Source organism: Pseudomonas sp. Irchel s3a12, assembly GCF_900187485.1.
GTDB classification, from domain to species: domain Bacteria; phylum Pseudomonadota; class Gammaproteobacteria; order Pseudomonadales; family Pseudomonadaceae; genus Aquipseudomonas; species Aquipseudomonas neuropathica.
Genome location: NZ_FYDN01000005.1, coordinates 1 through 24,974, shown reverse-complemented (window position 1 = coordinate 24,974; position 24,974 = coordinate 1). Strand labels below are relative to the sequence as shown.

Here is a 24,974-nt window from a genome sequence, read left to right as displayed (position 1 = left end):
GCCTGGCTTCAGGCTTGATGTGTGGCCGAAGTCAGATTACTGCGCCTGATAAATTTGGTCGAACACGCCACCGTCGTTGAAGAATTTCGGCTGCGCGGTTTTCCAGCCGCCGAAGTCCTTGTCGATGGTCACCAGTTCCAGTTTCGGGAACTGCTGAGCGTACTTGGCAGCAACGTCCTTATCACGCGGACGGTAGAAGTTCTTCGCGGCAATTTCCTGGCCGGCCGGGCTGTACAGGTGCTTCAGATAAGCTTCGGCGATCTGCTCGTTGCCTTTCTTCTCGGCGTTCTTGTCGACCACGGCCACTGGCGGCTCGGCGAGGATCGACAGCGAAGGCACGACGATGTCGAACTTGTCAGCGCCGCCATCTTCTTTCAGCGCCAGGAATGCTTCGTTTTCCCAGGCCAGCAACACGTCACCCTGACCGTTGTTGACGAAGGTGATGGTCGAACCGCGTGCACCGGTGTCGAGAATCGGCACGTGCTTGAACAGGGTCTGTACGTATTCTTTGGCTTTGGCTTCGTCACCGCCGTTGGCTTTCAGGCCGTAGGCCCAGGCGGCGAGGAAGCTCCAGCGGGCGCCGCCGGAGGTTTTCGGGTTCGGGGTGATCACCGAGACGTCGTTCTTGACCAGATCGCCCCAGTCCTTGATGCCTTTCGGGTTGCCCTTGCGCACCAGGAAGACGATGGTCGAGGTGTACGGCGTGCTCGCTTCCGGCAGACGCTTCTGCCAGTCGGCGGGCAGGGTCTTGCCGAGTTTGGCGATTTCGTCGATGTCGCCAGCCAAGGCCAGGGTCACGACGTCAGCGCGCAGACCGTCGATCACCGCACGGCCCTGCTTGCCCGAACCACCGTGGGATTGCTGGATTTTCACGGTGTCGCCGGCGTGATCTTTCTGCCAGAACTTGATGAATTCAGCGTTGTAGTCCTGATACAGCTCGCGCGTCGGGTCATACGACACGTTGAGCAGTTCGTAATCCTTGGCAACGGCGGAACCGGCAAACACAGCACTGGCCAGGGCGGCCAAAGCGTAACGGCGAATCGACGACATGGTGAAAGCTCCTGGAATTCTGGGTGGTGGCTTTTTCTTATGTATTTCGGGAATCGTGTTGTCGGTTCAAAGATCGCAGCCTTCGACAGCTCCTACGCACAGCCCCCTGTAGGAGCTGCCGCAGGCTGCGATCTTTTAGCCCGGTTGTTTGCCCGGTTGCTGCAAACGGAATTTCTCTTTGCGTTCGATCTGTACAACCTGGGCGTTGTGCACAGTGATCTCCACCGCGCCGAAACGCAGATCGCGCAGGGCGCTCTGGATTTCACGCAAGATGGTGGTTTCGTCCTGACCGTCAACGCTGCGAAGGGATGCGCTCATGGTGCTGCTCCTTTGAGTGGGATTTGCCTGGCAGTGGGCGGCACTGCGTTCGGCGTGGGAGCAATATAAGAGAGGCGCGGATATTCTTAAAAAGACTATTTAAGAATGTTTATATAACTGAAAAACTGATCGTTCCCACGCGCAGCAAAGGAATGCAGCCGGCGGCGCTCTGCGCTGCGATTTTGGGCCGACGCAGAGCGCCCCTTTGCTGAGCGCAGGAACAAGTTTGCCCCTGTCTTAGCTAATCACCGGAGTTCTCACCCAATCTATCTCGTGCGCCGGAGCCGGTCGCCCAAACCAATAGCCCTGCCCCAGATCACACTCCTGCTCAAGCAGAAACGCCGCCTGCTCAACCTGCTCGATGCCCTCGGCATGCACCTGCATGCCCATGCTTCGGGCCAGCGCGATGATCACCCGGACAATCGCCACGTCATCCTCATCCCACGGCAACCCGGCAACGAATCCCTGATCGATCTTCAGCTTCTGCACCGGCAAGCGCTTGAGTCGCAGCAGTGACGAGTAACCCGTGCCGAAATCATCAATGGCCAGGCGAATACCCAACTCGCGCAAACGGTGCATCTGCTCCAGCGCCACTTCCGGATCATCCATCACTGCGCTTTCAGTGACTTCCAGCTCCAGATATGCCGGATCCAGTCCGGTGTCGTGCAGCACCTGCGCCACCTGCTGGTACAACTCGCGCCGGGCGAACAATCGTGACGAAACATTCACCGCGACAAACGACAGCACGATCCCGGCCTGCTGCCACTGGCACATCTGTCGACACGCCTGCTGCATAACCCACGCGTCAATTTCGGCGATCAGCCCGGTGCGCTCGGCAATCGGGATGAACTCCGCCGGCGACACCAGACCACGCAACGGATGCTGCCAGCGGACCAGCGCTTCAACGCCAATCAAGCGACTGGTTTTCAAGTCATGCACCGGTTGGTAGTAAACCCGCAGTTCCTGCTGCTCCAGCGCCCGGCGCAGCTCGAATGCGATCTCCACACGTTGCTGGGCGTGGGCGGTCAGTTCTTCGGTGTACAAGGCATAACCGTTGCGGCCGCTGCTCTTGGCCTTGAACAGCGCCGCATCGGCATTGCGCAACAGTTGCTCGGCGCTTAGCGCGTCGCTGGGGAACAGGCTGATGCCGAGACTGGCGTTGATGAACAACTGATTGCCATCAATGCTGAACGGCTCCTTCAGCGCATCGAGAATCCGTTGCGCCAGCGCCGCTGCCTGCACCGGCTGTGGACAACTCTCTGCCAACACCGCGAACTCGTCGCCGCCCAGGCGCGCCAGGGTAATACCGGGGCCAAACAGTTCTTGCAGGCGCGCCGCTACTGCCTTGAGCAAGCGATCGCCGACGTTATGGCCAAGGCTGTCGTTGATCATTTTGAAATGATCGAGATCAAGCATCAGTAACGCGCAGCCGCGCTTGTGGATCTGCGCCGAAGCCAGCGCCTGTTCGGCGCGGTCGCTGAACAGCAGGCGATTGGGCAGATCGGTCAGTGGATCGTGGTGCGCCAAGTGTTTGAGTTCATGCTCGGAATCCTTGATGGCGCTGATATCGGAAAACACCGCAACGTAATGGCTGAGCCGGCCCTGATCATCGTGAATGACCCGGATGGTTTGCCACTGTGGATAAATCTCGCCACTTTTACGCCGGTTCCAGATCTCGCCGCTCCACTCGCCCTGCGACTCCAGGGTGGCGAACATCGCTTGGTAGAAACCCGGCGGATGATGGCCGGACTTGAACAGGCTCGGCTGCTGCCCGAGGACTTCTTCACGCTGATAACCGGTGATCTCGATGAACGCGCGATTGACGTGCACGATCAACCCTTGGTGGTTGCTGACCAACACCCCTTCGCGGGTGCAATCGAAGACGGCCGCCGCTTGACGCAGGCGTTCGCGATCGGCGTGGCGCTCGCGCAACCGCGCACCGATTCCGAGAAACTCGCACAAGCGCGCCCGCGCCAGGAAAATCAGCCCGGCGCTGAACGCCGCTAAAACGTAACCGTTGATCAGTTGCCATCGGGCAAGATCGACGGAGTTATCGAAGAAATTGTTTAATAAATGATCAGTACCTTGCAGCCAGACAGCGGCAAGCACGAGATAGAGCAGCGCTGCACGCAAAGCATCGCGGTAAGTGGCACGCATTCGGCTGTCCATGTCCCCACAAAAAGGTTGGAATTATAGGTCAAGAAACATCCAGCGACTCTTATCTGAAAGGGCGACTGGTTTTATCTGTGTGCTTGGTGATAATGCAACGGCTGTTTTTATCTTTATCGAGGGCCCTATAGCCTATGTGGTACGAAGGTTTTCTTGGCTTGTCGGCCTGGTCTCTGGTCGCGGTCACCCTGCTGATGACCCACGTGACGATTGTTGCCGTCACGGTCTATCTGCACCGTTACTCGGCCCATCGCTCGCTGGAGCTGAATGCTGGCCTGAAGCACTTTTTCCGTTTCTGGCTGTGGCTGACCACGGCGCAGAACACCCGCGAGTGGACCGCCATCCACCGTAAGCATCACGCCAAGTGCGAAACCGAAGATGACCCGCACAGCCCGGTCATCAAAGGCCTTTCCACCGTACTTCGCACCGGCGCCGAGCTGTATCGTGCCGAAGCGCAGAACCCGGAAACCCTGCGCATCTACGGCAAGAACTGCCCCGAAGACTGGATCGAACGCAACGTCTACAGCCGCTACCCGCTGTTGGGCGTGGCGATCATGGGCGTTATCGACCTGCTGCTGTTCGGCACCATCGGCATCACCATCTGGGCGATCCAGATGATGTGGATCCCGGTGTGGGCCGCTGGCGTGATCAATGGCCTGGGCCATGCCGTCGGCTATCGCAACTTCGAATGCCGCGATGCGGCGACCAATCTGGTGCCTTGGGGCATCCTGATCGGCGGCGAAGAACTGCACAACAACCATCACACCTACCCTAACTCGGCCAAGCTATCGGTGAAGAAGTGGGAGTTCGACCTCGGTTGGGCGTGGATCAAAGTCTTCTGCTTCCTGCGTCTGGCCAAGGTTCAGCGCGTGGCGCCGATCGCCCACCGCGTTGAAGGCAAGGGCAATCTGGACATGGACACCGCCATGGCCATCCTCAACAACCGCTTTCAGATCATGGCCCAGTACCGCAAATTGGTGATCGGCCCGCTGGTCAAGCAAGAGCTGGCCAAGGTCGATCATTCGGTGCGCCACCAGTTCCACCGCGCCAAGCGTTTGTTGTCGCGGGAGACTAGCCTGCTGGAAGATCGCCATCACTTGCGCATCCAGACCATGCTCGAGCACAGCCAGGCATTGAAGGTAATTTACGAAAAACGCTTGGCACTGCAGCAGATCTGGGTCAAGACCAGCGCAAATGGCCACGACATGCTCGCGGCCATCAAAGAGTGGATTCACGAGGCAGAAGCCAGCGGCATCCAGTCCCTGCGCGAATTTGCTGATCAGTTGAAAACCTACTCGTTGCGTCCTGCAGCGGTCTGAGACCGTTGATCGGTGCACCCGGCTCCCGGGTGCACCCTTCGGAACTTCGCTAAAAATCGCCTATCTCAAAGACACTTCGCCATCCCGGCGGGCTGTACTGTGGCCGTTGTCGAATTGCGGCACGTCCTTTGAGATCTGTGCCGATGGTCAACAACAATCAAAAAGACTCATCCTTCCCGCAGTGGCCCGAGGCCGCGCAAACCCTGATGGCGTTGATGCACGCCCAAGGCGAGGTCGCCCGCTTGAGCGAACGCGAACAGCTGTTCAGCTCCTTGCTGGTCAGCGTCAACGCCGTGCTCTGGGCCTTCAACTGGGAAACCCGGCAGGTGCTGTACGTCAGCCCCGCCTACGAACGGATTTTCGGCCGCTCTGCAGGCCTGCTACTCGCCGACTACAACCAGTGGCGCGACAGCATCTACCCCGACGACCTGGAATACGCCGAACGCAGCCTTGCCGAAGTCCTGCACAAAGGCGCGGTGGAAGATCGCGAATACCGGATTATTGCCGCCGACGGCCAGGTGCGCTGGCTCAGCGACAAATGCTTCATCAATCGTCAGGACGAGCCCGGTCAGCCGGTAATCATCGTCGGCATCGCCGAGGACATCACCGACAAGAAGCAGATGGAAACCGAGCTGCACCGTTTGGCGACTACCGACGTGCTGACACAAAGCAGCAATCGCCGGCACTTCTTCGAGTGCGCCAATCGCGAGTTCGAAGTAGCGCGTGTACAGGGCGCACAAATGGCCTTTCTGCTGCTGGATATCGATGACTTCAAAATGATCAACGACACCTACGGTCATCCCGAAGGCGACAACGTGTTGCAGCGGATTGCCGAGTGCGGGCGCGGGTCATTACGTCGAGGGGATCTGTTCGGGCGGATTGGCGGCGAAGAGTTTGCAGCGGTATTTCCCGGTTGTGCGCCGGACATGGCCATGCAAGTGGCGGAACGGCTGCAGCAGGAGATTCAGCGGTTGAGTTTCAGCCATGATGGCCAGACGTTCGGTATCACCGTCAGCCAGGGGTTGACCAGTCTGAACGAGACAGACGACAGCCTCGACAGCCTGTTCGCCCGCGCGGATGCGGCGATGTATGAGGCCAAGCGACAGGGCAAGAACCGCATCATTTCTGCTTGACCCGTATCTCAGCTACACAGAGATCCATTGTAGGAGCGAGCCTGCTCGCGATAGCGGTGTGTCGGACACACAGAATTGACTGACATACCGCTATCGCGAGCAGGCTCACTCCTACATTGGAATTGTGTAAGTCAGGTTATTTGCGCATCCGCATCAACTCCGGCAGCCCGATCTTCAGCAACCGCGCCGTGCGGCTCTTCGCCAACTCCTCAACGCCCTCATGCTCGGTCAAGCGGGCCATCTGCGCCGCCATGTTCATCACCAGCGCCTCACGGGAATACACCCCGCCGCCGAGTTGGTACACCGACGCAATCAGCTCCCGCAATTCCAGCGGCAATCGCCATCGGGTACGCAACGCCGAACCATAAGCCGCGCCAAACTCGGCCAACGCCTCGCCGACTTCCTCCAGTTCATCCAGCTCACCACCCGCCTGCTGCCATTCCTGCAGACAACGCAGCAACGCCAGATCGCCCAAGCGATGCAGCATACCCGCGCAGTAACAGCGCTCCTGATCGAGATCGAGCAGCCGCGCGAGGGTGCGCGCATATTCAGCGGTGTGCAGCGACAACCCCCAGTAACGTTCGGCATAGTCCGCCAGACACGGATCACTGAGCCTTGCGCTGCGCTTGAGTGCCAGCCCCAGAATCAGGTTCATGCTCTGCCCGGTGCCCAACCGATGCAGGGCTTGCGCCAGTGTCTGCACCGGCGCGCCATGGTGCTGCGCCGCGCTGTTGGCCGCAGCGATCAGCACCGCCGTGATTTGTGGGTCGGTCTTGATCTCATCTTCCAACAGCTTCAGATCGAGGCCATTGGGGTTGAGGCTGCGCTTCACCGCCACCTGCACATCGGTCATCAACGGCGCACCGTCAGCCTGCTCACGACGTCGCTCGAGAAACACCGACAAGGTCATGCCCGGCGCCAATGCCGGTACGTCACAGAAAACCTCTTCACCGGCATTCAGCAGCAAACCCTGCAAACGCTCGGTCAGGCTTTCCATGTTCAGTGGTTTGGTCAGATAGGCCGTCGGTGCCAACGGAATCGCTTCGCGCACGCTGGCGCTGTCGTTACGGCTGCTCATCAGGATGAACGGCAACGGCGGGTTGCGTTTGCGCTGGCGCACGCTGCGCAGCACGCTCAAACCATCGATGCCGGGCAACTCCCAATCAACGATCGCCAGGTCATACGGCACTTCACTGAGCAATGACAGGGCTTGCTGCCCGTCGGCGCACAAGTCTATCCGCGCATCGCAACGCACGTTCAGGAGCACTTGTTTGAGCAGGTCCCGGGACCACGGATCGGCCTCGGCAATCAGCACTCGGGGTACGGCGGGTAAATCAACGGCAGTCATGCGCGCTCTCCCTTGCAATGCCTGAACCTTAGCCAATGCTGGCCATTCGATACAGCGCTAAAGCAATTGATATGTTCACGGGGCGAAAAAAAACCCGCCGAAGCGGGTTCTTTTGTCTATCCGATCACACAGTGCGCGGCTTACAGCTCCGAGAAGCACTCTTCGATGATCGCCAGACCTTTGTCCAGTTGCTCGTCCGGCGAGGTCAGCGGTACGAGGACGCGCAGAACGTTGCCGTAGGTGCCGCAGGACAGCAGGATCAGGCCCTTGTCGCGCGCCTTGGCCACAACGGACGCTACAGCGGCGGCGTTCGGCTTGTGGCTGTCGCCATTTTCGAACAGCTCGACCGCGATCATCGCGCCCAGAGCACGGACTTCGCCGATCACCGGATACTTGGCCTGGATAGCTTTCAAGCCAGTAACCAGACGCTCGCCGACAGCCTTGCAGCGGTCCAGCAGTTGCTCTTCTTCGAACACTTCCATCACCGCCAGCGCAGCGGCGCAAGCGATCGGGCTACCGGCGTAAGTGCCGCCCAGGCCACCCGGGGCGATGGCGTCCATGTATTCGGCCTTGCCGCACACACCGGCCAGCGGGAAGCCGCCTGCGATGGATTTGGCGAAGGTGGTCAAGTCGGCAGAAACGCCCATCTGCTCCATGGCGAAGAAGGTGCCGGTACGGCCAGCGCCAGTCTGTACTTCGTCAGCGATCAGCAGGATGCCGTGCTGGTCGCACAGGGCACGCAGACGCTTCATGAACTCTTTCGGCGCAACGTAGAACCCCCCTTCACCCTGCACAGGTTCGATGATGATCGCGGCGATGTCTTTCGGCTCAGCGTCGTTCTTGAAGATGCGTTCGATGGAAGCGATCGAATCATCGATGCTCACGCCGTGCAGTTCGTTCGGGTACAGCGCGCGGAAGATGCCGCCTGGCATCAGGCCCATGCCGGCCGAGTACGGCACGACTTTACCGGTCAGGCCCAGGGTCATCATGGTGCGACCGTGGTAAGCGCCGGTGAAGGCGATCACGCCAGCGCGGCCAGTGGCGGCACGGGCGATTTTCACGGCGTTTTCCACGGCTTCGGAACCGGTGGTGACCAGCAGGGTTTTCTTGGCGAAATCACCCGGAACCTTGGCGTTGATTTTCTCGCACAGCTCAACGTAAGGCTCGTAAGCCAGCACCTGGAAGCAGGTGTGGGTCAGCTTGTTCAGCTGTTCGGTCACGGCGGCGATGATTTTCGGGTGCACGTGGCCGGTGTTCAGTACCGCGATGCCGCCGGCGAAGTCGATGAATTCGCGACCTTCAACGTCCGTCACGGTGGCGTTCTTCGCCGACTCAGCGAAGATCGGGTGAATCTGGCCGACACCACGTGGAACAGCTGCGGTACGACGGGCCATCAGTTCAGCGTTAGTCTTGCTCATTACAGTCCTCATTCGCCGCTCATCGGGCGGCGTGGTTCAAGGATTAAGCGGGAGAAATCGACGGTGGCAGCATGCGATGATCGACTGCCACGGCGTTCCTGGCCGCAGAGAAAATTCCGGTTTGAAACCACGCAAAGGGACAGCGCTCTCGTGCCCTTTGCGTTTGCAGCAATCCTTGTCCGAGCTTAGATGCCCAGGCAGAGGTATTTGATTTCCAGGTAATCTTCGATGCCGTACTTGGAGCCTTCACGGCCCAGGCCCGAGGCCTTGATGCCACCAAATGGCGCGACTTCGTTGGAGATCAGCCCAGTGTTGACGCCAACCATGCCGTATTCCAGCGCTTCCGCGACACGGAACACACGACCGAGGTCGCGAGCGTAGAAGTAGGAGGCCAGGCCGAACTCGGTGTCGTTGGACATCGCGATCACTTCGGCTTCGTCTTTAAAGCGGAACAGCGGCGCCAGTGGACCGAAGGTTTCTTCCTTGGCCACGGCGGCATTTTTCGGCACGTTGGTCAGGATGGTCGGCTCGAAGAAGTTGCCTTCCATCGCCTTGCCGCCAGCCAGCACGGTGGCGCCTTTGGCTACAGCGTCAGCGATGTGTTCTTGCACCTTTGCCACGGCTTTTTCGTCGATCAGCGGGCCAGTGGTGGTGCCGTCTTCCAGACCGTTGCCGATCTTCAGTTTCGCCACAGCCACTTTCAGCTTCTCGGCGAATGCGTCGTAGACCGAATCCTGAATGTACAGACGGTTGGCGCAGACGCAGGTCTGGCCGTTGTTGCGGTATTTGGAAATGATCGCGCCTTCAACGGCCTTATCCAGGTCCGCGTCGTCGAACACGATAAACGGCGCGTTGCCGCCCAGTTCCAGCGAGACTTTCTTGATGTCCTTGGCGCATTCCGACATCAGTTGACGACCGATTTCGGTCGAACCGGTGAAGGACAGTTTGCGCACGATCGGGTTGCTGGTCAGCTCGCTGCCGATGTCGCCGGCGCTGCCGGAGACCACGCTGAACACGCCCGCAGGAATGCCCGCGCGCTGGGCCAGTTCGGCCAACGCGAAAGCGGAAAACGGAGTTTGCGAAGCTGGCTTGAGCACCATGGTGCAACCGGCAGCCAGTGCTGGACCGGCCTTGCGGGTGATCATCGCCGCCGGGAAGTTCCACGGGGTAATCGCCGCGGTCACGCCGATTGGCTGCTTGATCACGATCAGGCGCTTGTCTGGCTGGTGGCCCGGAATCACGTCACCGTAGATGCGCTTGGCTTCTTCGGCAAACCACTCGATGAACGACGCGGCGTAAACGATTTCGCCCTTGGCTTCGGCCAGCGGCTTGCCCTGCTCGAGGGTCATCAGACGCGCGAGGTCGTCCTGGTTCTCGATCATCAGCTCGAACCAGCGACGCAGCTTGCCGGCACGCTCTTTGGCGGTCAGGGCACGCCAGGCCGGCAGCGCTTTGTCTGCGGCTTCGATGGCACGGCGGGTTTCGGCAGCGCCCATTTTTGGCACGGTACCGAGGATTTCGCCGGTGGCCGGGTTGTTGACCTTGATCGTCTGACCGTTGTCCGCATCGACCCAAGCGCCATCAATGAAGGCTTGCTGGCGGAACAACAGGGTGTCTTTAAGCTGCATGTCGGCTTTCCTTAACAGCACCGCGGCCTGCGCGGAGCAAATTATGATTGTAGAAAGGCGCCTCGCAAGGCTGCCGTCAGGGAAATCAGTGACCGGGTGTGGCGCATCGACAGTGCACGATTCGAAACACCGGCGCTTCAACGCCCGGTCAACGGGCGTTTGAAATCTCAAACGGATCGTAGGATCAAAGGGGTTAAAGGACAATAGGTCGTTCGAAAAAAAGAACAAAAACGCCGCGTTTGTGGAATTTTTCAGATCAACGAGCCTAAAGCCTCAGCCGCAGCAAAACCATAGAACAGTCCCACGAAAGCGCCAAGCGAGGGTTTTGCAGGACGTTACCGCTTTATGGAATACCGCGATTTGCGCGGACATGCGCACTGACAATACCCGCCAAAACCCGGCATGGACGCCCCGAGTCGACCTAGGTATGATGTCGCCCGCTGCACCAGTAGCTCAGCTGGATAGAGTACTGCCCTCCGAAGGCAGGGGTCGTGGGTTCGAATCCCGCCTGGTGCACCATTGATTTAACGAGAAAGCCCCGGACTGTCATGGTCCGGGGCTTTTTTGTGGACGATGCAAAGGCACCTGAACGACGTCACTCCGTCGTCCAGTCGAACTCGTCGTAATCATCGTCGTCTTCTTCCTCCTCAACCTCCTCTTCGAAAACGTCGTCTTCATCAACGACATCTTCTTCCGGCTGATTCAGCAGAAATTCCTTACGCGTCTCGGTAATCGCTCGCCGCATCTCTTCGCCCTTCTCCGGGCAGTTGAGCAGTTGGGCGATGCGGTCAATTTTTGCTGCCACGTTGTCCTCCAGCGCATTGGCAATAGCCCGATAGTGCGCGTTTTTGCGGGGCAATGCCAAATGGCTGGGGGTTCAGGCGGTCATTTTTTCTGCAACTGTTCGAGTTGGGCGTCGAGATCGGCGTTCGGGTAGCGTTTGTGCAGGTTGTTGAACAGGCTGTCGGCGGCTTGCGATTGGCCGGATTCGCGTAGGCGCAGGACTTCGCGCAGTTGTGCGTCGAGGCCGTTGGCCGGGGCGGCGGCGCGTTTGCTGAATTTGGCTTCATCGGCGCTGATGGCTTGATCCTGCATCGGTGCGGCCATTTCCATCATCGGCACAGGTGCAGTCATGGCGCCGGCCGGGGCGGACAATCGGTGCAGTTGCGCTGAGTCCGTTTCGGTCATAGGTACGGCAAGTTTGGGGGCTGGGGCGTAGTCGTAATGACGCAGCGGCTCAGGAGCGCGCTGTACCAGTGACAACATCAATGCCACGCCGACGAGGCTGGCGAATGCAACCTGCCAGCGTGGTTTACGGCAAGCATCCAGCCAGCGTTGCCACAGGCTTGGTTTCGGCGCAGGGGTTTGACGCTGCGCAGCGTTGAGGATGAACGCATCCAGATGCGCTGGCGGTTCAGCGTTGTGCTGTTCGCGAACATGTTTAATCACCGAATCTTCCGGTGTCTGGCGGGCGTCAGTCATGTCAGTACCTCCTCGGCCAGCAGCCGACGCAGTTTTTGCTGGGCATAGCGCAAGCGGCTTTTGACGGTTTCCAGCGGTGTTTCGGTGAGGCTGGCGATTTGTGCCAGGTCGAGGTCGCCGTGGGCACGCAGCAAGAACACCTCGCGCTGGTCGGCGGGCAGGGTTTGCAGGGCGCTTTCCAGGCGCTGGCTGTCGCGACTGAGGCTGAGCAGTTGTTCGGGATCGTTGGTTTCATCGCTGACCGCGTGATGTTGCTCGTCGTAGCTGTCGTGCAACGGTTGCCGGGCGCCGTGTTTGCGCCAGTGGTCGATCAGGCGATTACGGGCAATCTGGAACAACCACGTCCGAAATGTCGCCAGCCCTTGTGGCTGACTGCTGCTGCGGATCAGGCTCAACCAGGTTTCCTGAAACACCTCGTCGGCCAGTTCCGGTTTGCCGCTCAATCCGAGCAGAAACCGGTACAAACCCTGACGATGGCGCGCGTACAAGGTCTCGAACGCCGCGCTGTCGCCCTGGCGATAACGCGCCAGCAACGATTCATCGCTGCTGGCGGTTGAGCTGTCTGCCGAGGCAAACAGCTGACTGATGAAGCCTTTCAGACGACTCACTTATTTGATCCGTTGTTCAGTGGCCAACGCGTTCGATGCGGTTGAGCTGCGCAAGCTCTGCGCCAGTTCGACCAGTTGCACGAACTCGTTGCGCAGACCGAAGCGATCATCGCCGCGAGCGCCACGGGCCAATGCCTCGGTGTCCTTCAAGCTGAAGTCGCCGGTATAACGGCCGTCTTTGAGCTGCTGGGAGAACGCGGCCACGGCGGCGGCAAAACGCAGATCTTCGCTGGCGGTTGCAACCTGATTGGCGATGGGCCGTTCGATCAGCAGACTTTTCCCACCTTCGGCACGCTGATAACGCACACGCAGCATTGCTAATTCTCCGCTCTTTGCCGAAACAACAGCGTCGGATTTGCCGTAACGCAGCGGCTCCAGCCAGCCCTGCTCGCCCGCCGGAACAATTTCGTACAGCGCGGTCACCGTGTGTCCTGCGCCGATTTCGCCGGCATCGACTTTGTCATTGCTGAAATCCTCACGCTTCAACGCACGGTTCTCGTAGCCGAGCAGGCGATATTCGCTGACCTGCGCCGGGTTGAATTCCACCTGCAGTTTGACGTTTTGCGCCACCACGGCGAGGGTCGAACTCAACTGATCCACCAATACTTTGCGTGCCTCGCGCAGGTTGTCGATATAGGCGTAGTTACCATCGCCAGCGTCGGCCAGTTGTTCCATCAAGTGTTCATTGTAGTTATCCACACCGAAACCCAGGGTCGTCAGCGAAATCCCGGTTTTGCGTTTATCCACAGCCATTTGTTTGAGGCTGTCGAAGTCACTGACGCCGACATTGAAGTCACCATCAGTGGCCAGGAGGATGCGGTTGATGCCTTTGGGGATGAAGGCTTGCTGTGCCATTTGGTAGGCCAATTCGATGCCTGAAGCGCCGGCGGTCGAACCGCCCGCAGTCAATTGCTCAATGGCTGTACGAATTTTCGCTTTTTCACGTCCAGAAGTCGGCTCCAGCACCACTCTCGATTCGCCGGCATACACCACCAACGAAACGCGATCCTGATCGCGCAACTGATCGACCAGCAATTTCAGCGTGCTTTTGACCATCGGCAGGCCTTCGCGGCGATCCATCGAGCCGGACACGTCGACCAGAAATACCAGATTGGCCGGGGCCAGTTCCGCCACGGCGCGGTCGGAGGCCTTGATGCCGATGCGCAGCAAGCGCGTGTGCGGGTTCCACGGTGAAGCGGCCAGTTCGGTGGTCACGCCGAAGGGCGAGCCATCACTGGGCAGCGCGTAGTCGTAGGGGAAGTAATTGACCAGTTCCTCCAGCCTCACCGCGCCTTCCGGCGGCAGTCGGCCCTGATTGAGCAAGCGGCGGACGTTGGCATAAGCGCCCGTATCGACGTCGGCACTGAAAGTCGAAACCGGTGTCTCGGCGACGCTGTGGATCGGGTTATCGGCCAACGTCTGATACTGCTCGCGCTGCTCGTCGCGATAGCTCTGTGGATAACTTTCACTCAACGGCATCGGCGCGCTGCCCGCATTGGGCATCCTGTACAGCGCGCGTTTGGCCATTGAGCTGTCAGCCATCACAGCTTCCTGTTGAACCAGCACCTCAGGCTGCGCCGGCGCTGGCACAGCAGCGGAATCGGGTGTGGACGAAGCACCGCAACCGGCGAGCGCCAGCAGCACACCAACCGCAACAGGACGCAAGAGAGAATGAGACATGGGGGCTGACCTCGGGATGAATTTGATCATTCATCCCCTGAGACGGGCAGCCCTTTCAGTTCGGGTTAAACGCCGCTAAAAATATTTTCAGCGGTGATAACGGCGCACCGCACTGCTGTTGCGCAGCACATGGCCTTTGATTTTTTCCATCAGCTCGGCGCGGGTCAGACCAGCGGGCAAGGCGTCCGGCGCCAGATCCAGTGCGTAGATCTGGATGATGTAATGGTGCGCACTGTCGCCCACTGGCGGGCACGGCCCCATGTAATGGGTGTTGCCCTTGCTGTTGGTGCCACCGACACCTTCGAACGCGGACTTGGCACCGACGCCAGCTGCAATCTGCCGTGTAGTGGACTTGATGCCGTAATGAATCCAGTGATCGACACCCAGGCCTTTCTGGCCGTCCGGGTCGTGCATGACGATCGCGTAACTCTGGGTGCCGGCAGGCCCGGCGTTCCAGCTCAGGGCCGGCGACTGGTTCTTGCCACCGCAACCGGGCGCATCGCTGGCCGCTGCCGAGGTGAACAGGCGGTTATCGGAAACACCCGGGATGCTCAGGGTGAAACGCTCCTGGGCCTGCGCCGGAAACTGCACGCAAAGGGTGACAGCGAGGGCCGCCAGCCAGGGGTTGAGAGAGGTCAATCGGGTCATTCCGGGAGCACCTTGTGCAGTGGGGCCGTCGTCGGCTTGCAAACTATAGCTGTACCGTTCGCGCCGTGGCAGTGGCAAATGGCTGAACCTCGCACTACCGCGCAAACTCACAAGAGAAATGCCCGCGAGGAAGCCGATCATGCCCCTGCACCGTGTCGCCCGATTCGCCGATGTCCCTGAAGACCGTGGCCTGCAGGTTGAAATCGGCGAATGCAAGATTGTGCTGTTGCGCACCAACGACCAGTTACGTGCCTTTCAGGGCGAATGCCCACATGCCGGCGCGCCGTTGGCTGATGGTGCGTTGTGTCACGGACGCCTGATCTGCCCGTGGCATAAAGCTGCGTTTCGCGCGGAGGACGGCGCACTGTGCGAGCCCCCGGCGCTCGACAGCCTCAAGCGCTATACGCTGGAACTGCGTGGCGACGAGGTTTGGGTCGATGATCAGCCGTTGCCCGACCCGCATACGCCGCCGGCGGACGATTCGCGCACTTTCGTGATTGTCGGTGCCGGCGCGGCAGGTACAGCGTGCGCGGCGGCGTTGCGGGAAAAGGGTTTCGGTGGGCGGATTGTGATGATCGATCGCGAGGCGGATGCCGGTTACGACCGTACCGTGTTGAGCAAATTTGTCCTAGCCGGGGAGATGACCCCGCAAGAAACACCGCCGCTGCGTGAAGATGACTTCTATAAAGAGCAGCGCATTGAACGTCAACGAGGCGAAATTAGCGCAATCGACGCGCCGAACAAAACCTTGCACCTTATCGACGGCCAGACGCTGAGTTATGACGCCGCGGTGCTGGCCACTGGCGGTGAGCCCAACTCGCTGAAGTTACCCGGCGCCGACCTGCCTCAGGTGTTCGTTTTACGCTCAAAAACTCAGGCAGAGCAGATCATGAGCTCAGCCAGACCGGAGCAACGCGCGGTGATCATCGGCGACAGCTTCATCGCCCTCGAATGCGCATCGGCCCTACGCCAATATGGCCTCGACGTCACGGTGCTGGCTCGCCACGCGATGCCCTTCGCTGCGCAATTCGGTGAAGCCGTGGGCAAGGCGATCCGCGCGCTGCACGAACAGAACGGGGTGAAGTTCATCACCGAACACGCAGCCACCGAGATCATCGGCGATGGCAAAGTCGAGGCCGTATTGCTGGACAATGGCCTGCGTCTTTCGGCGGATCTGGTACTGGCCGGGATCGGTGTGCACCCGGCCACCGAGGCCTTCGCGTCACTGCCGAGGGAAAAAGATCAGTCATTGCGCGTCGATGACGGTATGCGCGTTACGGACGGCCTGTGGGCGATCGGCGACATCGCTACTTTCCCGCTTCACGGCCAGCCGCAACGCATCGAACACTGGCGCCTGGCCCAGCAGCATGCGCGAATCGCGGCTGCCAATATGCTGGGTGGCGAGGAGCATTACCTCGACGTGCCGTTTTTCTGGACCTGGCACTTCGGCAAGAATTACGACTACCTCGGCCACGCTGAGCACTGGGATGAAGTGGAGTTTCTCGGCGAGCCTGAACATCCGCCATTTATTGGTCTGTTCGGCAGAAACGGCATTCTGGTCGCTGCAGTCGCTTGCGAGAAGGAACGGGTGATGGCGCTGCTGGCCGAGCGAATGAAGCAACCGCTGGCAATGGAAGAGGCTTGGACACTGGTCCGCGATTACGCTTGATCGTTCCCACGCTCTGCGTGGGAACGATTAGTTAACGGGGAAGAGGTTCGCGATTGTCGTCATCCTCGGCATGCAGAAAAATCACCCGCGGATGCTCCAGTGGTGCCAGCGGCGGTGGCAGTTCCTGCGGCTGAACCGGCCAGAAATGTGTCACCACATGGCTGATGTCACCCTCCTGATCGTTATGAATGGTCATCACCCCTGGCGTGCGCAACTTCTGAAAGCGGTCATCGCAGAGTTTGAAACTCTTGCTCAGCCCTTCATCGTCAATCACCGGCGATGGCAAGCGGCGCTGGGCGAAGCTGCGGCTTTTGCGCTGCTGATAGCGCGCCCAGGAAATCAGAATCACCGCGTTGACCAAGGCAATCCACAGATAAATCTGCAGGGTGCCCAGCGCGTCGAACGCCGATTTATCGAGCAGCGGCCCGCCCGCGTGAGTTTCGATCAGCGGCCATAAGCCACGGATCAGCAGAAACAGCAGGCCAACCCAGGCCACCACGGTGAGGATCACATCGATCACTACCAGAAAGGGCCGCTGGCGAGTCCGGATGATTTTCATTTGATGACCTCCTCTTCGTCGTCGCCGATCGGTTTGATGCCCCGATCAGGACTGACCCAACGCGCACGTTTCTGATGTTGACCGAACAGCACTTTGGGGAAGCTGACCAACGTGGTCAGCAGGCTGATTAGCCAGAACACCAACGGATACCAGACCACCCAGAACATCGTGCGGCCCAATCCCGGCTCATAGCGCCGATCGATGACGATGCTTACCGCGAACTGCACCAGGCAGACGAAGGCCAGCAGCAACCCGGTAAATGCCGGCGGCATCAGGTGATCCACCGCGATCGCCTCCGGCATGACCACAAATTTGCCAACGGCCCAGAAGATCACCGACAACAGGAAGGTGAACGCCCAACCGGTCGACAGGCAGTATTCGAAGAGCAGCGGCCACAGGTAACGATGGCGGTACTGCCAGATGCCACGAATATTCTTGAACAGCACTTCGGCGCCGCCCTGCGCCCAGCGCAGTCGTTGCTTCCACAGACCGCCGAGGGTTTCCGGCATGAGGATCCAGCACAGCGCGCGTGGCTCGTAGAAGATGCTCCAGTGATCCAGTTGCAGCTTCCAGCTGATATCGATGTCTTCGGTGATCATGTCCGGGCTCCAGTAACCGACGCGGTTCAACGCGGTACGGCGGAACGCGACGATCACCCCGGAGACGGTAAAAATCCGCCCGAATACCCGTTGCGTGCGCTTGATCAAGCCGATGATCGATGAGAACTCACCGACCTGCACCCGCCCGACCAGCGTCGAGCGCGTTCGGATCCGCGGGTTACCGGTCACCGCGCCAAGGCGTGCGTTATCCAGCATCGGCGCGACCAGATACGCCGCGGTGTTCGGCGCCAGCAACGCATCACCATCGATGCACACCAGATACTCACTACGCGCAGCGATCGCCCCCATACGCAGGGCCACAGCCTTGCCCTGGTTTTCCGCCAGATGCAACACGCGCAAACGTGGATCTTCCTTGGCCAGCGCGTCGAGCACTTGCGCGGTGTTGTCCTTCGAGCCGTCGTTGATCGCGATGACTTCGATGTTCGGATAATGCTGGGCCAGCGCCGCGTGGATGGTATCGGCGGCATTTTCGCCTTCGTTGTAGCACGGGATCAGGATCGAGATCAGCGGCTCGCCTTCCAGCGGTGGCGGCAAGGTGTCGTCCTGCCACGGCCAGTGGCGCTCCCAGTGCAGCCAGAAATACAGGCCACCGGCAATCCACAACCCGGACATGAACAGCGGGTAGAAGAACACGAAGTCCATCAGGAACTGCCCGGTGACCAGGAAGATCAGGCCCAGCGGCACGCCGAGGACGAGCGCCAGAACAAGCAGGGCTAACAGTCTATCCAGCATGTTATGGATTCCATTTGTTGGAGAGTGCAGGCCTTACGGTTTTCAGGTCCGGCAGGTTGTCGAGGAAGTTGTCCGGGTAGTAACCGAAACTGGTCGCGCCCTGACGCTTGAGGCGACCCATCCAGTCAGCCAGAAGGGCACCGTCAATGTCGGCCTGATCCTTTTTCGTCCAGTCGCGTGCCTGCAATTCGAACACCGTACGATCCAGCGCGCCGGGGCGTTTCCTGACTGTAGCCACCAACGCTTCCAGCCACGGGCCGGACTCTGCCTGGGTCTGTTTTTCCATCAGCGGCATGGCCATCGGCGCGGTCCAGTCGTAGGTCTGCAAGAAGTCATCGAGGTTCTGTGCGTACCATGCTTCGCTCTCGGGATTGAGCATTGGCTCGGCGAAAATATTGCGTGCGGTCAGCACCTGCGGGCCGCGGATCGCACGGACTTTGACGGTCAGCTCGTTGGTGAAGTCAATGAGGTATTGGCTCTTGAAGCGCGTCCAGCGCTGCATCGCTGCCGGATCGTCGCGCAATGCTGCAATCGAACCCGGCAAGCCGTGGGCAGCGTAGGCTTTCAGGGCTTCAGGGCCGGCATCTTCGAAATCCGACAGTACGGCGTCGTCGTGGTAAAGAATGCCGTTGACCGAGGTCAGGCGCGCCACGTCTTCGTAGATTTCACCGATGATCCGTCGCACTTCAGGATCGAACGGCGACAAGCGTTGGTACTGATCCGGATCCACCGAGGTGATGCCGGTTTTCGGGTCCCAACGGGTCACGCGCGGCAGTTTCGAGTCGAGACCAAAACTCAGCACCGGCATCCACGCGAAGACCTTCACGTTAGCGCGGGTACGTAGTTGCCAGGCGACGCGGTTAAAAATATCCGCACGCACCGGCAAGTGACGGTTGGGGAAGTACAGCGAATGCACCAGGCCATCGCCCTTGGGATCGGCGAAGGCTTGCAGGAACACCGTGTTGGCGCCCAAGTCAGCGATGCGCTGCACCAGTTTTCCGAGGTTGATGTCCTGCTGCGCCGGATCCGGGTCGTAAACGTTGTCCAGATCAACATGCACAACGCGCATGACGAAATCCGACTGCACGTCGACGATACTGTTGGCGAAACGCTCGCCGTCAGGATCCGAAGCAACGAGAAAGCGCGGGCTGCTCATCAGGTTGTCGAGGGCGTCGAGACCGTCTTCGAGGGTCAGGGCCATTTCGTAGCCCTCCTCGCCAACCACCGTCAGCGATGTGCCGTCCGCCGCGCCATACGGCCAGACCCAGACGCGTGGTTTCTTGCCGGTGACCTTGCGGATTTTTTCCGAGATGTTGTTCACGTCGGTGCGAATCCGTGCTTGGAATTCGGCCTCGGACTCATAACGTTTGGTCAGCGGATCATAGCGCCGGGTCGCGGCAGCAGGCTGCAGGTTGCCCTGCGGGTTGGCCAGGATCCCTTTGTGGTTGGCGTCGGTGTGCGCGGCAATTTCCACCAGACCGGATTGCGAGATTTCGCGAATCTGATCCCAGGTCAGGAAGTCGGAACGCGCACGCGGCGCACCGGCAAAATCCACCGGTTGATTGAGCGGCGTGTCGATCCAGCTGCCGACCGGCGCCAGCAGCGCGTTCCAGTTATAGGCGCGCAGCACCGGCAGTACGCGGGTGTAAAAGCTCGAATAGCCGTCGTCGAAGCTGAGCAGGATCGCTTTCGCCGGCAGCTCCGGGCCGCCCTTGCGCGCGGCCATGATCTGGTCGACGGTGACCGGTTTGTAGCCGTTCTCGCGCAACCACGCGAGCTGCTCGATCATGCGCTCGGTGCGCACCGCCACCACGGCCTGATCGGGATCGCGGTCTTCAACGTCGTGATAGGCAATGCCGAGCACGTGATTTTTCGGCCACGGTTTTTCGCTGGCCGCCAGCGGACGCTCGGATGGCGGCGCAAAGGCCGGAGCTTGCTGGGCGCAGGCGCTGACCAGCAGCGCTCCCAGCAGAAGGATGAAACGCGAAATCAAAGGCATCTTCAAACTCTTCTAGAAGCGGAAAGTGAGGTCGACGAGCAGACGCAGATCGGTCTCCCGATCACCGTCGTAAGGCCGGTTGATCACACTGAACAAACCGCCCACTTCGAACACGTCGTTCCAGGCGTAACGTTGGCCGTAACCGAGCAGGGCCATGCCGCCGGTGCCGTGCTCACGCTGGCTGTACGTGCCTGCTCCGGCTTGGAATTGTTGGCTCCAGGAGGTTTCGTAGCGGTGGTAGAGCACGTGATTGACGTTGACCAGCGGCATCACGCTGAAGTCGGATTTGGGGTTGAAGTACGGCACATCATCAGACTTGGAGTTGTGGCTGGTGCCGACCTCCAGACCGGCGTCGACCTGCACGTTCGGCGCGCTGTAGACGCCCTCACGGCCGGTGAGCAAGGCTTCGACGCGGTTGTTGCCGTCGCTGAAGTGCGACGGGCTTACCGACAGGCGCCACTCGCGGCTTTCGTTGGCACGCCAGCGAATGAAACCGCTGCCGCCATTGGCCTTGATGTCACTGTTGAGCGCACGCAATGGCGTCTCGGCCGACAGGTATTCGAGGCTGCCGCCGTACTGCCAGTGGTCATTGAAGTCGCGGGCGATCGCCAGACGCGCGCCCTGTTTGTCGCCGAACCCGTAATCGTGATTGGACACCTCGGCTTCAAGGGTCATGTCACGAGTGCGGCGTTCCAGGCCAACACGCTGAAAGCGGTGGTGACCGGTGCCTTCGGCGAAGTCGCCGGTGGCATAACCGACCCCGGCGAACACGCGCCAGTCTTCATTGATGGGCGGGCTGTACAGGGTGGTCTGGATACCGAAATCGCGGCTGCCGCTGACAGCACCGGCATCACCGCTGCCACCACCGTTGGCCTTGCCGCCGTAGGCTTCGACGCGCAGCTCGGACATGTCGTGCACTTCGCGCTCACGGGCCAGACGCTGTACCTGGCGGTTATCCGGATAACGGGCGACGACGTCGTCGGTCAGCGCATCCATTTGCCGCCATTCCTGTAATTCCATCGCGGTGTGGGCCTGGCCAATTTCCAGGCCCATGGCGCGTGGCACCATGCTCTCGGTTTCCTTGAGCTGCATTTCTGCGCGGCGCGGCCAGTTACGGGCCAGGTATAAATCGGCCTGAGCCAGACGCAAACCGACGTTACCCGGCGCCTGATCGACCAGCGTCTGCAAGCGCTCCTCACCGTGGGGCAAGTCAGCGCTGTAAGTGCCGGCCTGCGCCGCCAGTTGCTGGGCGTCCATCCATTCATCATTGGGGTTGCCGATCGGCAAGCCCTTGAGTTCGACACGCGGACGCTGGGACTTGGCGGCGTCCTCGGCGACTTTGCGCGCCTCATCAGCGCGGTCGCTTTCCAGCAGCGAGTAGTACAGCGCTGTGGTGTCTACGAGTCGGTCGCCGACATCGGCATCCGGCGCCGCAAGCACTTGGCGATACAAGTCCGTGGCGATTTCCGGCTGGCGTTGATCCAGATACGACGCCGCTACCCAACGCAGTGCGTAGGTCGGAATCTTCACGCCTTCGGCTTGCAGCTTTTGGTATTCAGTGATGACGTCGGCGGAGCGCGCCCGGGCCTTGAGCGCGCCCATGCGATCGATGCGCCAGCGAATCACGTCGTCGTGCGCCGTGGCATCCGGTGTCCAGGTGGCGAGCAGTTTGTCGTAATCGACCAGCGCTCGGTCGGCGATGACGTAGCGTTCTTTTTCGCTGCGGGTGGCGAGTTCGGCGAGGCGCACGCGCTCGGCGGCCAGATCACCTTCGAGGCGACGCAACGTGACCGGATCGATCAACCCCGGACGCTGATTGGCCAGACGCAGCGCCGGTTCCGGCAAACGCGCCTTTTGCAGGGCAACCACGTATTCGCGAGCGACTTCCGGCTTGCTGCCGGCGCGCTTGAAGGCCTGATCGTATTCGAACAGGGCATCGTAAGGTTTGTTGTCACGGGTCAGGGCATAGCCCAAGGCGAGACGGCGCGACGGATCATCGGGCTTGGCCGCGACCAGCGCTTTGGCGCGGGTCACCGCTTCGTCGGGTTTACCGGCGTCAGCCTGAGTCAGGGCCAGGCCCAGTTGCAGGTCGGCGTTGTCCGGCTCCAGCGCCAAAGCCTTGTTGTAGACCTGCGTGGCTTGATCCCAACGTTTGAGATTGCGATAGGCGCGGGCGGTGGCGGTCAGCGCCTGAACCGGCAGCACGTGGTCGCGGCCCTGGGTTTCATAGACTTGCACCACTTCGGCGTCGAGTCCGGCCCAACTGGCAATTTGCAGGTGATCGCTGATCTGCCCGGTGGTCGATTGGCCGGGTGGCACCTGCCGCAAAACCGTTAGCGCAGGCGTGTATTGCCCGGCACGGGCGTCGCGCACCATTTGATCGTAGGGTGTGTCGGCAAACGCCAGTGCCGGCCAGAGCAACTGGCTGCACAGCGCGACTCGAAACAAAGGGCGTAAACCACGATGTAATACGGGAACATCAATACGCGGCATTCGTCAGCATCCTTACATGGCCAGCCGGGTCGCAATGCCCTCCTTGCCCATTCGTAACGGTGGCCGCCAATGCACATGCAACGGCCAAGCTTAGTCAGGCAGTTTTGCACGCAAGCACAGAGCAATATCCAGAACACAATAATTGTTCAGAATCGTGCTGGTGGTTCAGCCGAAAACCCGAACGCCAGACAGCAAAACGCCCGGCGTCTGTGCGATACAGAGGCCGGGCGCTGCTATTAAGAACGCAGAATTACTGCACTTGCGTGACGCCTGCGAACTTGCTCATCAGGAAGCCGACGAACTGCTCGACGGTCATCTTCTGGCCGTTGAATTCGACCTGATTGGCGGCGTAATGCAGCTTGGTCACGACATTGGTGCCGTCGACGACGGCCAACTGCGAACCGACCGCCATGCCCGCAAACATGTCGGCCGCTTCCTTGGACTGATCGACGATGGCTTTGGCATCGGTCTGGCCGTCGAGTTGCGCCTGCACACTGAGCAGATCGACCAGCATCGGCTTGGACACCTGGATATTCAGATCCAGCAATGCAATCAGTTGTTTGCCCAGTTGATCCGGCGGCAAATCCATCGATTGCGGCTTGGTCAGGTCGATCACCAGATTGGCCTTGCTCTCGCCGTTGGCGGTGTTGAACGACAGGTTCTCCAGCGCAATCTGTGGGCCGGCGGCCAGCAATTTCTGCAGGTCGGCTTTGACCTGGGCGTTTTCAGCTTCGGTGAGGTTCAGCTCCGGCGCTGGCAAGCCTTGGGCTGCAGCCTCGGCCGCGGCTTTTTCATACGGCTGCAATTTAGTCTGGTAGATCTGCATCAGCGACATGGTCGACGGGATGTCGAGGTTTTTCAGGCTCATGGCCATATTGGCCGAGCCGATTTTCTTGTCGTTGAGGCTGACTTCGCCAACCTTGTAATCGGCACGGCCAGAGGCATTGCTGCCGTTTTCTTCGGTGAGGTTCTTCATTTCGAAGTTCTTCACACCGAGCACCGATTGCTTGGTGCCGAAGGTGGTTTTGCTGTTGGTCAGCTCCAGAGTGTTTTCCCCGGTGTAGTAGCCGTAGCTGCTCTTGGCGAGGTTGCTGGCCAGGGTCAGACCGTTGAGCTCGACCTGCACCGGCGCCTGGTCTTCAGCCACAGTAACCAGTTTCAGGTTATCCATGTAGCCGTCTGCCTTGACCTTCTGCGCTTTGGCGTTAGCGGAGATGTTCATGGTCAGGCCGGAAAATTTCAGACTCGATTGCTCATCCAGCGCAGTTTCGAACGGCAGCAGGTCGAGAGTGCTGGTGGTGGACTCGTCGTAGCCGATGCTGGTCACGCCTTTGAGCGGCGCGGCGCCCTTGGTGGCGGCGAACCACTTCTCGGTAGCCGGATTCTTTTCCAGTTCGTAGTTGCTGGTGGCCATGACCGGCAGCCATTTCAGCGAAACCAGACGCGAGAACGGCAGCGGACCGTGTTCGATGTGGTCGACGAACAGCAGTTCGACCGGCGCATCACCGAACATCTCGCCTTCACCCTTGAGGCGATAGTGCGCGGTGCTGGTGAAGGTGTGGCGATCCAGCGACACCAGCTCCAGCGATGCGGTGCCGTTGGAGCCGGCCATCGCGGTTTGCAGCTCTTTGTTGGCGTTGCTGACGGCGTTGTTCAACACGCCTTCGATTTTGGTCCCGGTGTACCAGGCCCCGCCCGCGCTGATCGCGCCGATGGCAACAACAATTCCGAGGAGCACGCCTGCTGATTTATTCATGAATGACCTGATCGATTTCCGTGGCTGTGAGTGTGGTCGTCTTCCCTGAACCCGTGACCGGGTCGCGGCTCGACTGCGCTGAATTCAGCGGTGGAGATTAGCACCGGGCGCGTGAGCTGGCCCAATGTTTAAAGGTTAAAGAGTGTCTATGGGGGGAATGGACAGTCGACAGGTTGGAAGAGTTTCGGTGTTTTTCAGTCCGCCTTCGCGAGCAGGCTCGCTTGTATGGTAGGACTTGAAGGGAGGAGGAGGGACAAGGCTCGATTCTGACTGTTGACGCAGCACAGACCGTGGGAGATTTCGCCCCTCCTCCTTTCACCCAAGCGCCGATAAAGAATGCATCTG

The 24,974-nt window shown here is 60.0% G+C and carries 19 protein-coding genes and 1 tRNA gene; 4 read left to right on the top strand and 16 right to left on the bottom strand.

Annotated elements, in window-relative coordinates:
• Window positions 1-36: 36 nt before the first annotated feature.
• The 3 genes from CKW14_RS09955 to dibA all read right to left on the bottom strand — a co-directional run bounded on the left by CKW14_RS09955 (window position 37) and on the right by dibA (window position 3,525).
• Entirely contained in the window at window positions 37-1,050 is a 1,014-nt protein-coding gene (locus CKW14_RS09955; RefSeq protein WP_095125239.1) for a sulfate ABC transporter substrate-binding protein, read from the bottom strand.
• A 135-nt stretch (window positions 1,051-1,185) separates the two neighbouring features.
• On the bottom strand, window positions 1,186-1,368 hold the full coding sequence (oscA, locus tag CKW14_RS09950; protein WP_034151822.1) for a sulfur starvation response protein OscA: 183 nt from the start codon (window positions 1,366-1,368) through the stop codon (window positions 1,186-1,188).
• 237 nt (window positions 1,369-1,605) lie between these two features.
• On the bottom strand, window positions 1,606-3,525 hold the full coding sequence (gene dibA / locus CKW14_RS09945) for a phosphodiesterase DibA (RefSeq protein WP_095047052.1): 1,920 nt from the start codon (window positions 3,523-3,525) through the stop codon (window positions 1,606-1,608).
• A 146-nt stretch (window positions 3,526-3,671) separates the two neighbouring features.
• Here dibA and desA point away from each other — a divergent pair, with 146 nt between their 5' ends.
• A complete protein-coding gene (desA, locus tag CKW14_RS09940; RefSeq protein WP_034151820.1) occupies window positions 3,672-4,856 on the top strand; it encodes a delta-9 fatty acid desaturase DesA in 1,185 nt (394 codons plus the stop codon).
• A gap of 143 nt (window positions 4,857-4,999) precedes the next feature.
• The gene (locus tag CKW14_RS09935) at window positions 5,000-5,989 is read left to right on the top strand and encodes a sensor domain-containing diguanylate cyclase (RefSeq protein ID WP_095047051.1); all 990 of its coding nucleotides are present in this window, start codon (window positions 5,000-5,002) and stop codon (window positions 5,987-5,989) included.
• Between the two features lie 136 nt (window positions 5,990-6,125).
• Here CKW14_RS09935 and CKW14_RS09930 read toward each other — a convergent pair whose 3' ends face one another.
• From CKW14_RS09930 to gabD, 3 genes are all read right to left on the bottom strand, one after another.
• Window positions 6,126-7,337 carry a response regulator gene (locus tag CKW14_RS09930; protein WP_095047050.1) on the bottom strand — a complete coding sequence of 404 codons (1,212 nt, stop codon included), beginning with the start codon at window positions 7,335-7,337 and terminating at the stop codon, window positions 6,126-6,128.
• Window positions 7,338-7,477: 140 nt separating this feature from the next.
• The gene (gene gabT, locus CKW14_RS09925) at window positions 7,478-8,755 is read right to left on the bottom strand and encodes a 4-aminobutyrate--2-oxoglutarate transaminase (protein WP_095047049.1); all 1,278 of its coding nucleotides are present in this window, start codon (window positions 8,753-8,755) and stop codon (window positions 7,478-7,480) included.
• 185 nt (window positions 8,756-8,940) lie between these two features.
• Window positions 8,941-10,383 carry an NADP-dependent succinate-semialdehyde dehydrogenase gene (gene gabD, locus CKW14_RS09920; RefSeq protein WP_007917688.1) on the bottom strand — a complete coding sequence of 481 codons (1,443 nt, stop codon included), beginning with the start codon at window positions 10,381-10,383 and terminating at the stop codon, window positions 8,941-8,943.
• 442 nt (window positions 10,384-10,825) lie between these two features.
• On the opposite strand from gabD, the gene CKW14_RS09915 reads away from it, so the two are divergent.
• A tRNA-Arg gene (locus tag CKW14_RS09915) sits at window positions 10,826-10,902 on the top strand.
• 76 nt (window positions 10,903-10,978) lie between these two features.
• Here CKW14_RS09915 and CKW14_RS09910 read toward each other — a convergent pair.
• The 5 genes from CKW14_RS09910 to CKW14_RS09890 all read right to left on the bottom strand — a co-directional run bounded on the left by CKW14_RS09910 (window position 10,979) and on the right by CKW14_RS09890 (window position 14,801).
• Complete coding sequence (locus CKW14_RS09910) at window positions 10,979-11,248, bottom strand: hypothetical protein (RefSeq protein ID WP_245398013.1); 270 nt, start codon at window positions 11,246-11,248, stop codon at window positions 10,979-10,981.
• A gap of 20 nt (window positions 11,249-11,268) precedes the next feature.
• Window positions 11,269-11,865 carry a hypothetical protein gene (locus CKW14_RS09905; RefSeq protein WP_095125238.1) on the bottom strand — a complete coding sequence of 199 codons (597 nt, stop codon included), beginning with the start codon at window positions 11,863-11,865 and terminating at the stop codon, window positions 11,269-11,271.
• Window positions 11,862-12,443 (bottom strand): RNA polymerase sigma factor, encoded by a 582-nt coding sequence (locus CKW14_RS09900; protein WP_176471279.1) that lies wholly within the window; start codon window positions 12,441-12,443, stop codon window positions 11,862-11,864. Before CKW14_RS09900 ends, CKW14_RS09905 begins: the two co-directional genes overlap by 4 nt.
• 30 nt (window positions 12,444-12,473) lie before the next feature.
• On the bottom strand, window positions 12,474-14,153 hold the full coding sequence (locus CKW14_RS09895) for a VWA domain-containing protein (RefSeq protein ID WP_095125237.1): 1,680 nt from the start codon (window positions 14,151-14,153) through the stop codon (window positions 12,474-12,476).
• An 87-nt stretch (window positions 14,154-14,240) separates the two neighbouring features.
• Complete coding sequence (locus CKW14_RS09890) at window positions 14,241-14,801, bottom strand: YbhB/YbcL family Raf kinase inhibitor-like protein (protein WP_095047045.1); 561 nt, start codon at window positions 14,799-14,801, stop codon at window positions 14,241-14,243.
• A 139-nt stretch (window positions 14,802-14,940) separates the two neighbouring features.
• Between CKW14_RS09890 and CKW14_RS09885 the strand changes: the two genes are divergently transcribed.
• Window positions 14,941-16,470, top strand: a complete 1,530-nt coding sequence (locus CKW14_RS09885; RefSeq protein WP_095125236.1) for an FAD-dependent oxidoreductase — start codon at window positions 14,941-14,943, stop codon at window positions 16,468-16,470.
• A gap of 31 nt (window positions 16,471-16,501) precedes the next feature.
• On the opposite strand, the gene pgaD is transcribed toward CKW14_RS09885, so the two are convergent.
• The 5 genes from pgaD to CKW14_RS09860 all read right to left on the bottom strand — a co-directional run bounded on the left by pgaD (window position 16,502) and on the right by CKW14_RS09860 (window position 24,629).
• On the bottom strand, window positions 16,502-17,029 hold the full coding sequence (pgaD, locus tag CKW14_RS09880; protein ID WP_095047043.1) for a poly-beta-1,6-N-acetyl-D-glucosamine biosynthesis protein PgaD: 528 nt from the start codon (window positions 17,027-17,029) through the stop codon (window positions 16,502-16,504).
• A complete protein-coding gene (pgaC, locus tag CKW14_RS09875; protein ID WP_095125235.1) occupies window positions 17,026-18,381 on the bottom strand; it encodes a poly-beta-1,6-N-acetyl-D-glucosamine synthase in 1,356 nt (451 codons plus the stop codon). The genes pgaD and pgaC overlap by 4 nt, the downstream gene beginning before the upstream one ends.
• A gap of 1 nt (window position 18,382) precedes the next feature.
• Complete coding sequence (gene pgaB, locus CKW14_RS09870) at window positions 18,383-20,380, bottom strand: poly-beta-1,6-N-acetyl-D-glucosamine N-deacetylase PgaB (RefSeq protein WP_095125234.1); 1,998 nt, start codon at window positions 20,378-20,380, stop codon at window positions 18,383-18,385.
• 12 nt (window positions 20,381-20,392) lie between these two features.
• On the bottom strand, window positions 20,393-22,873 hold the full coding sequence (pgaA, locus tag CKW14_RS09865; RefSeq protein ID WP_095125233.1) for a poly-beta-1,6 N-acetyl-D-glucosamine export porin PgaA: 2,481 nt from the start codon (window positions 22,871-22,873) through the stop codon (window positions 20,393-20,395).
• 250 nt (window positions 22,874-23,123) lie between these two features.
• Window positions 23,124-24,629 (bottom strand): YdgA family protein, encoded by a 1,506-nt coding sequence (locus CKW14_RS09860; protein WP_095125232.1) that lies wholly within the window; start codon window positions 24,627-24,629, stop codon window positions 23,124-23,126.
• Window positions 24,630-24,974: the final 345 nt, after the last annotated feature.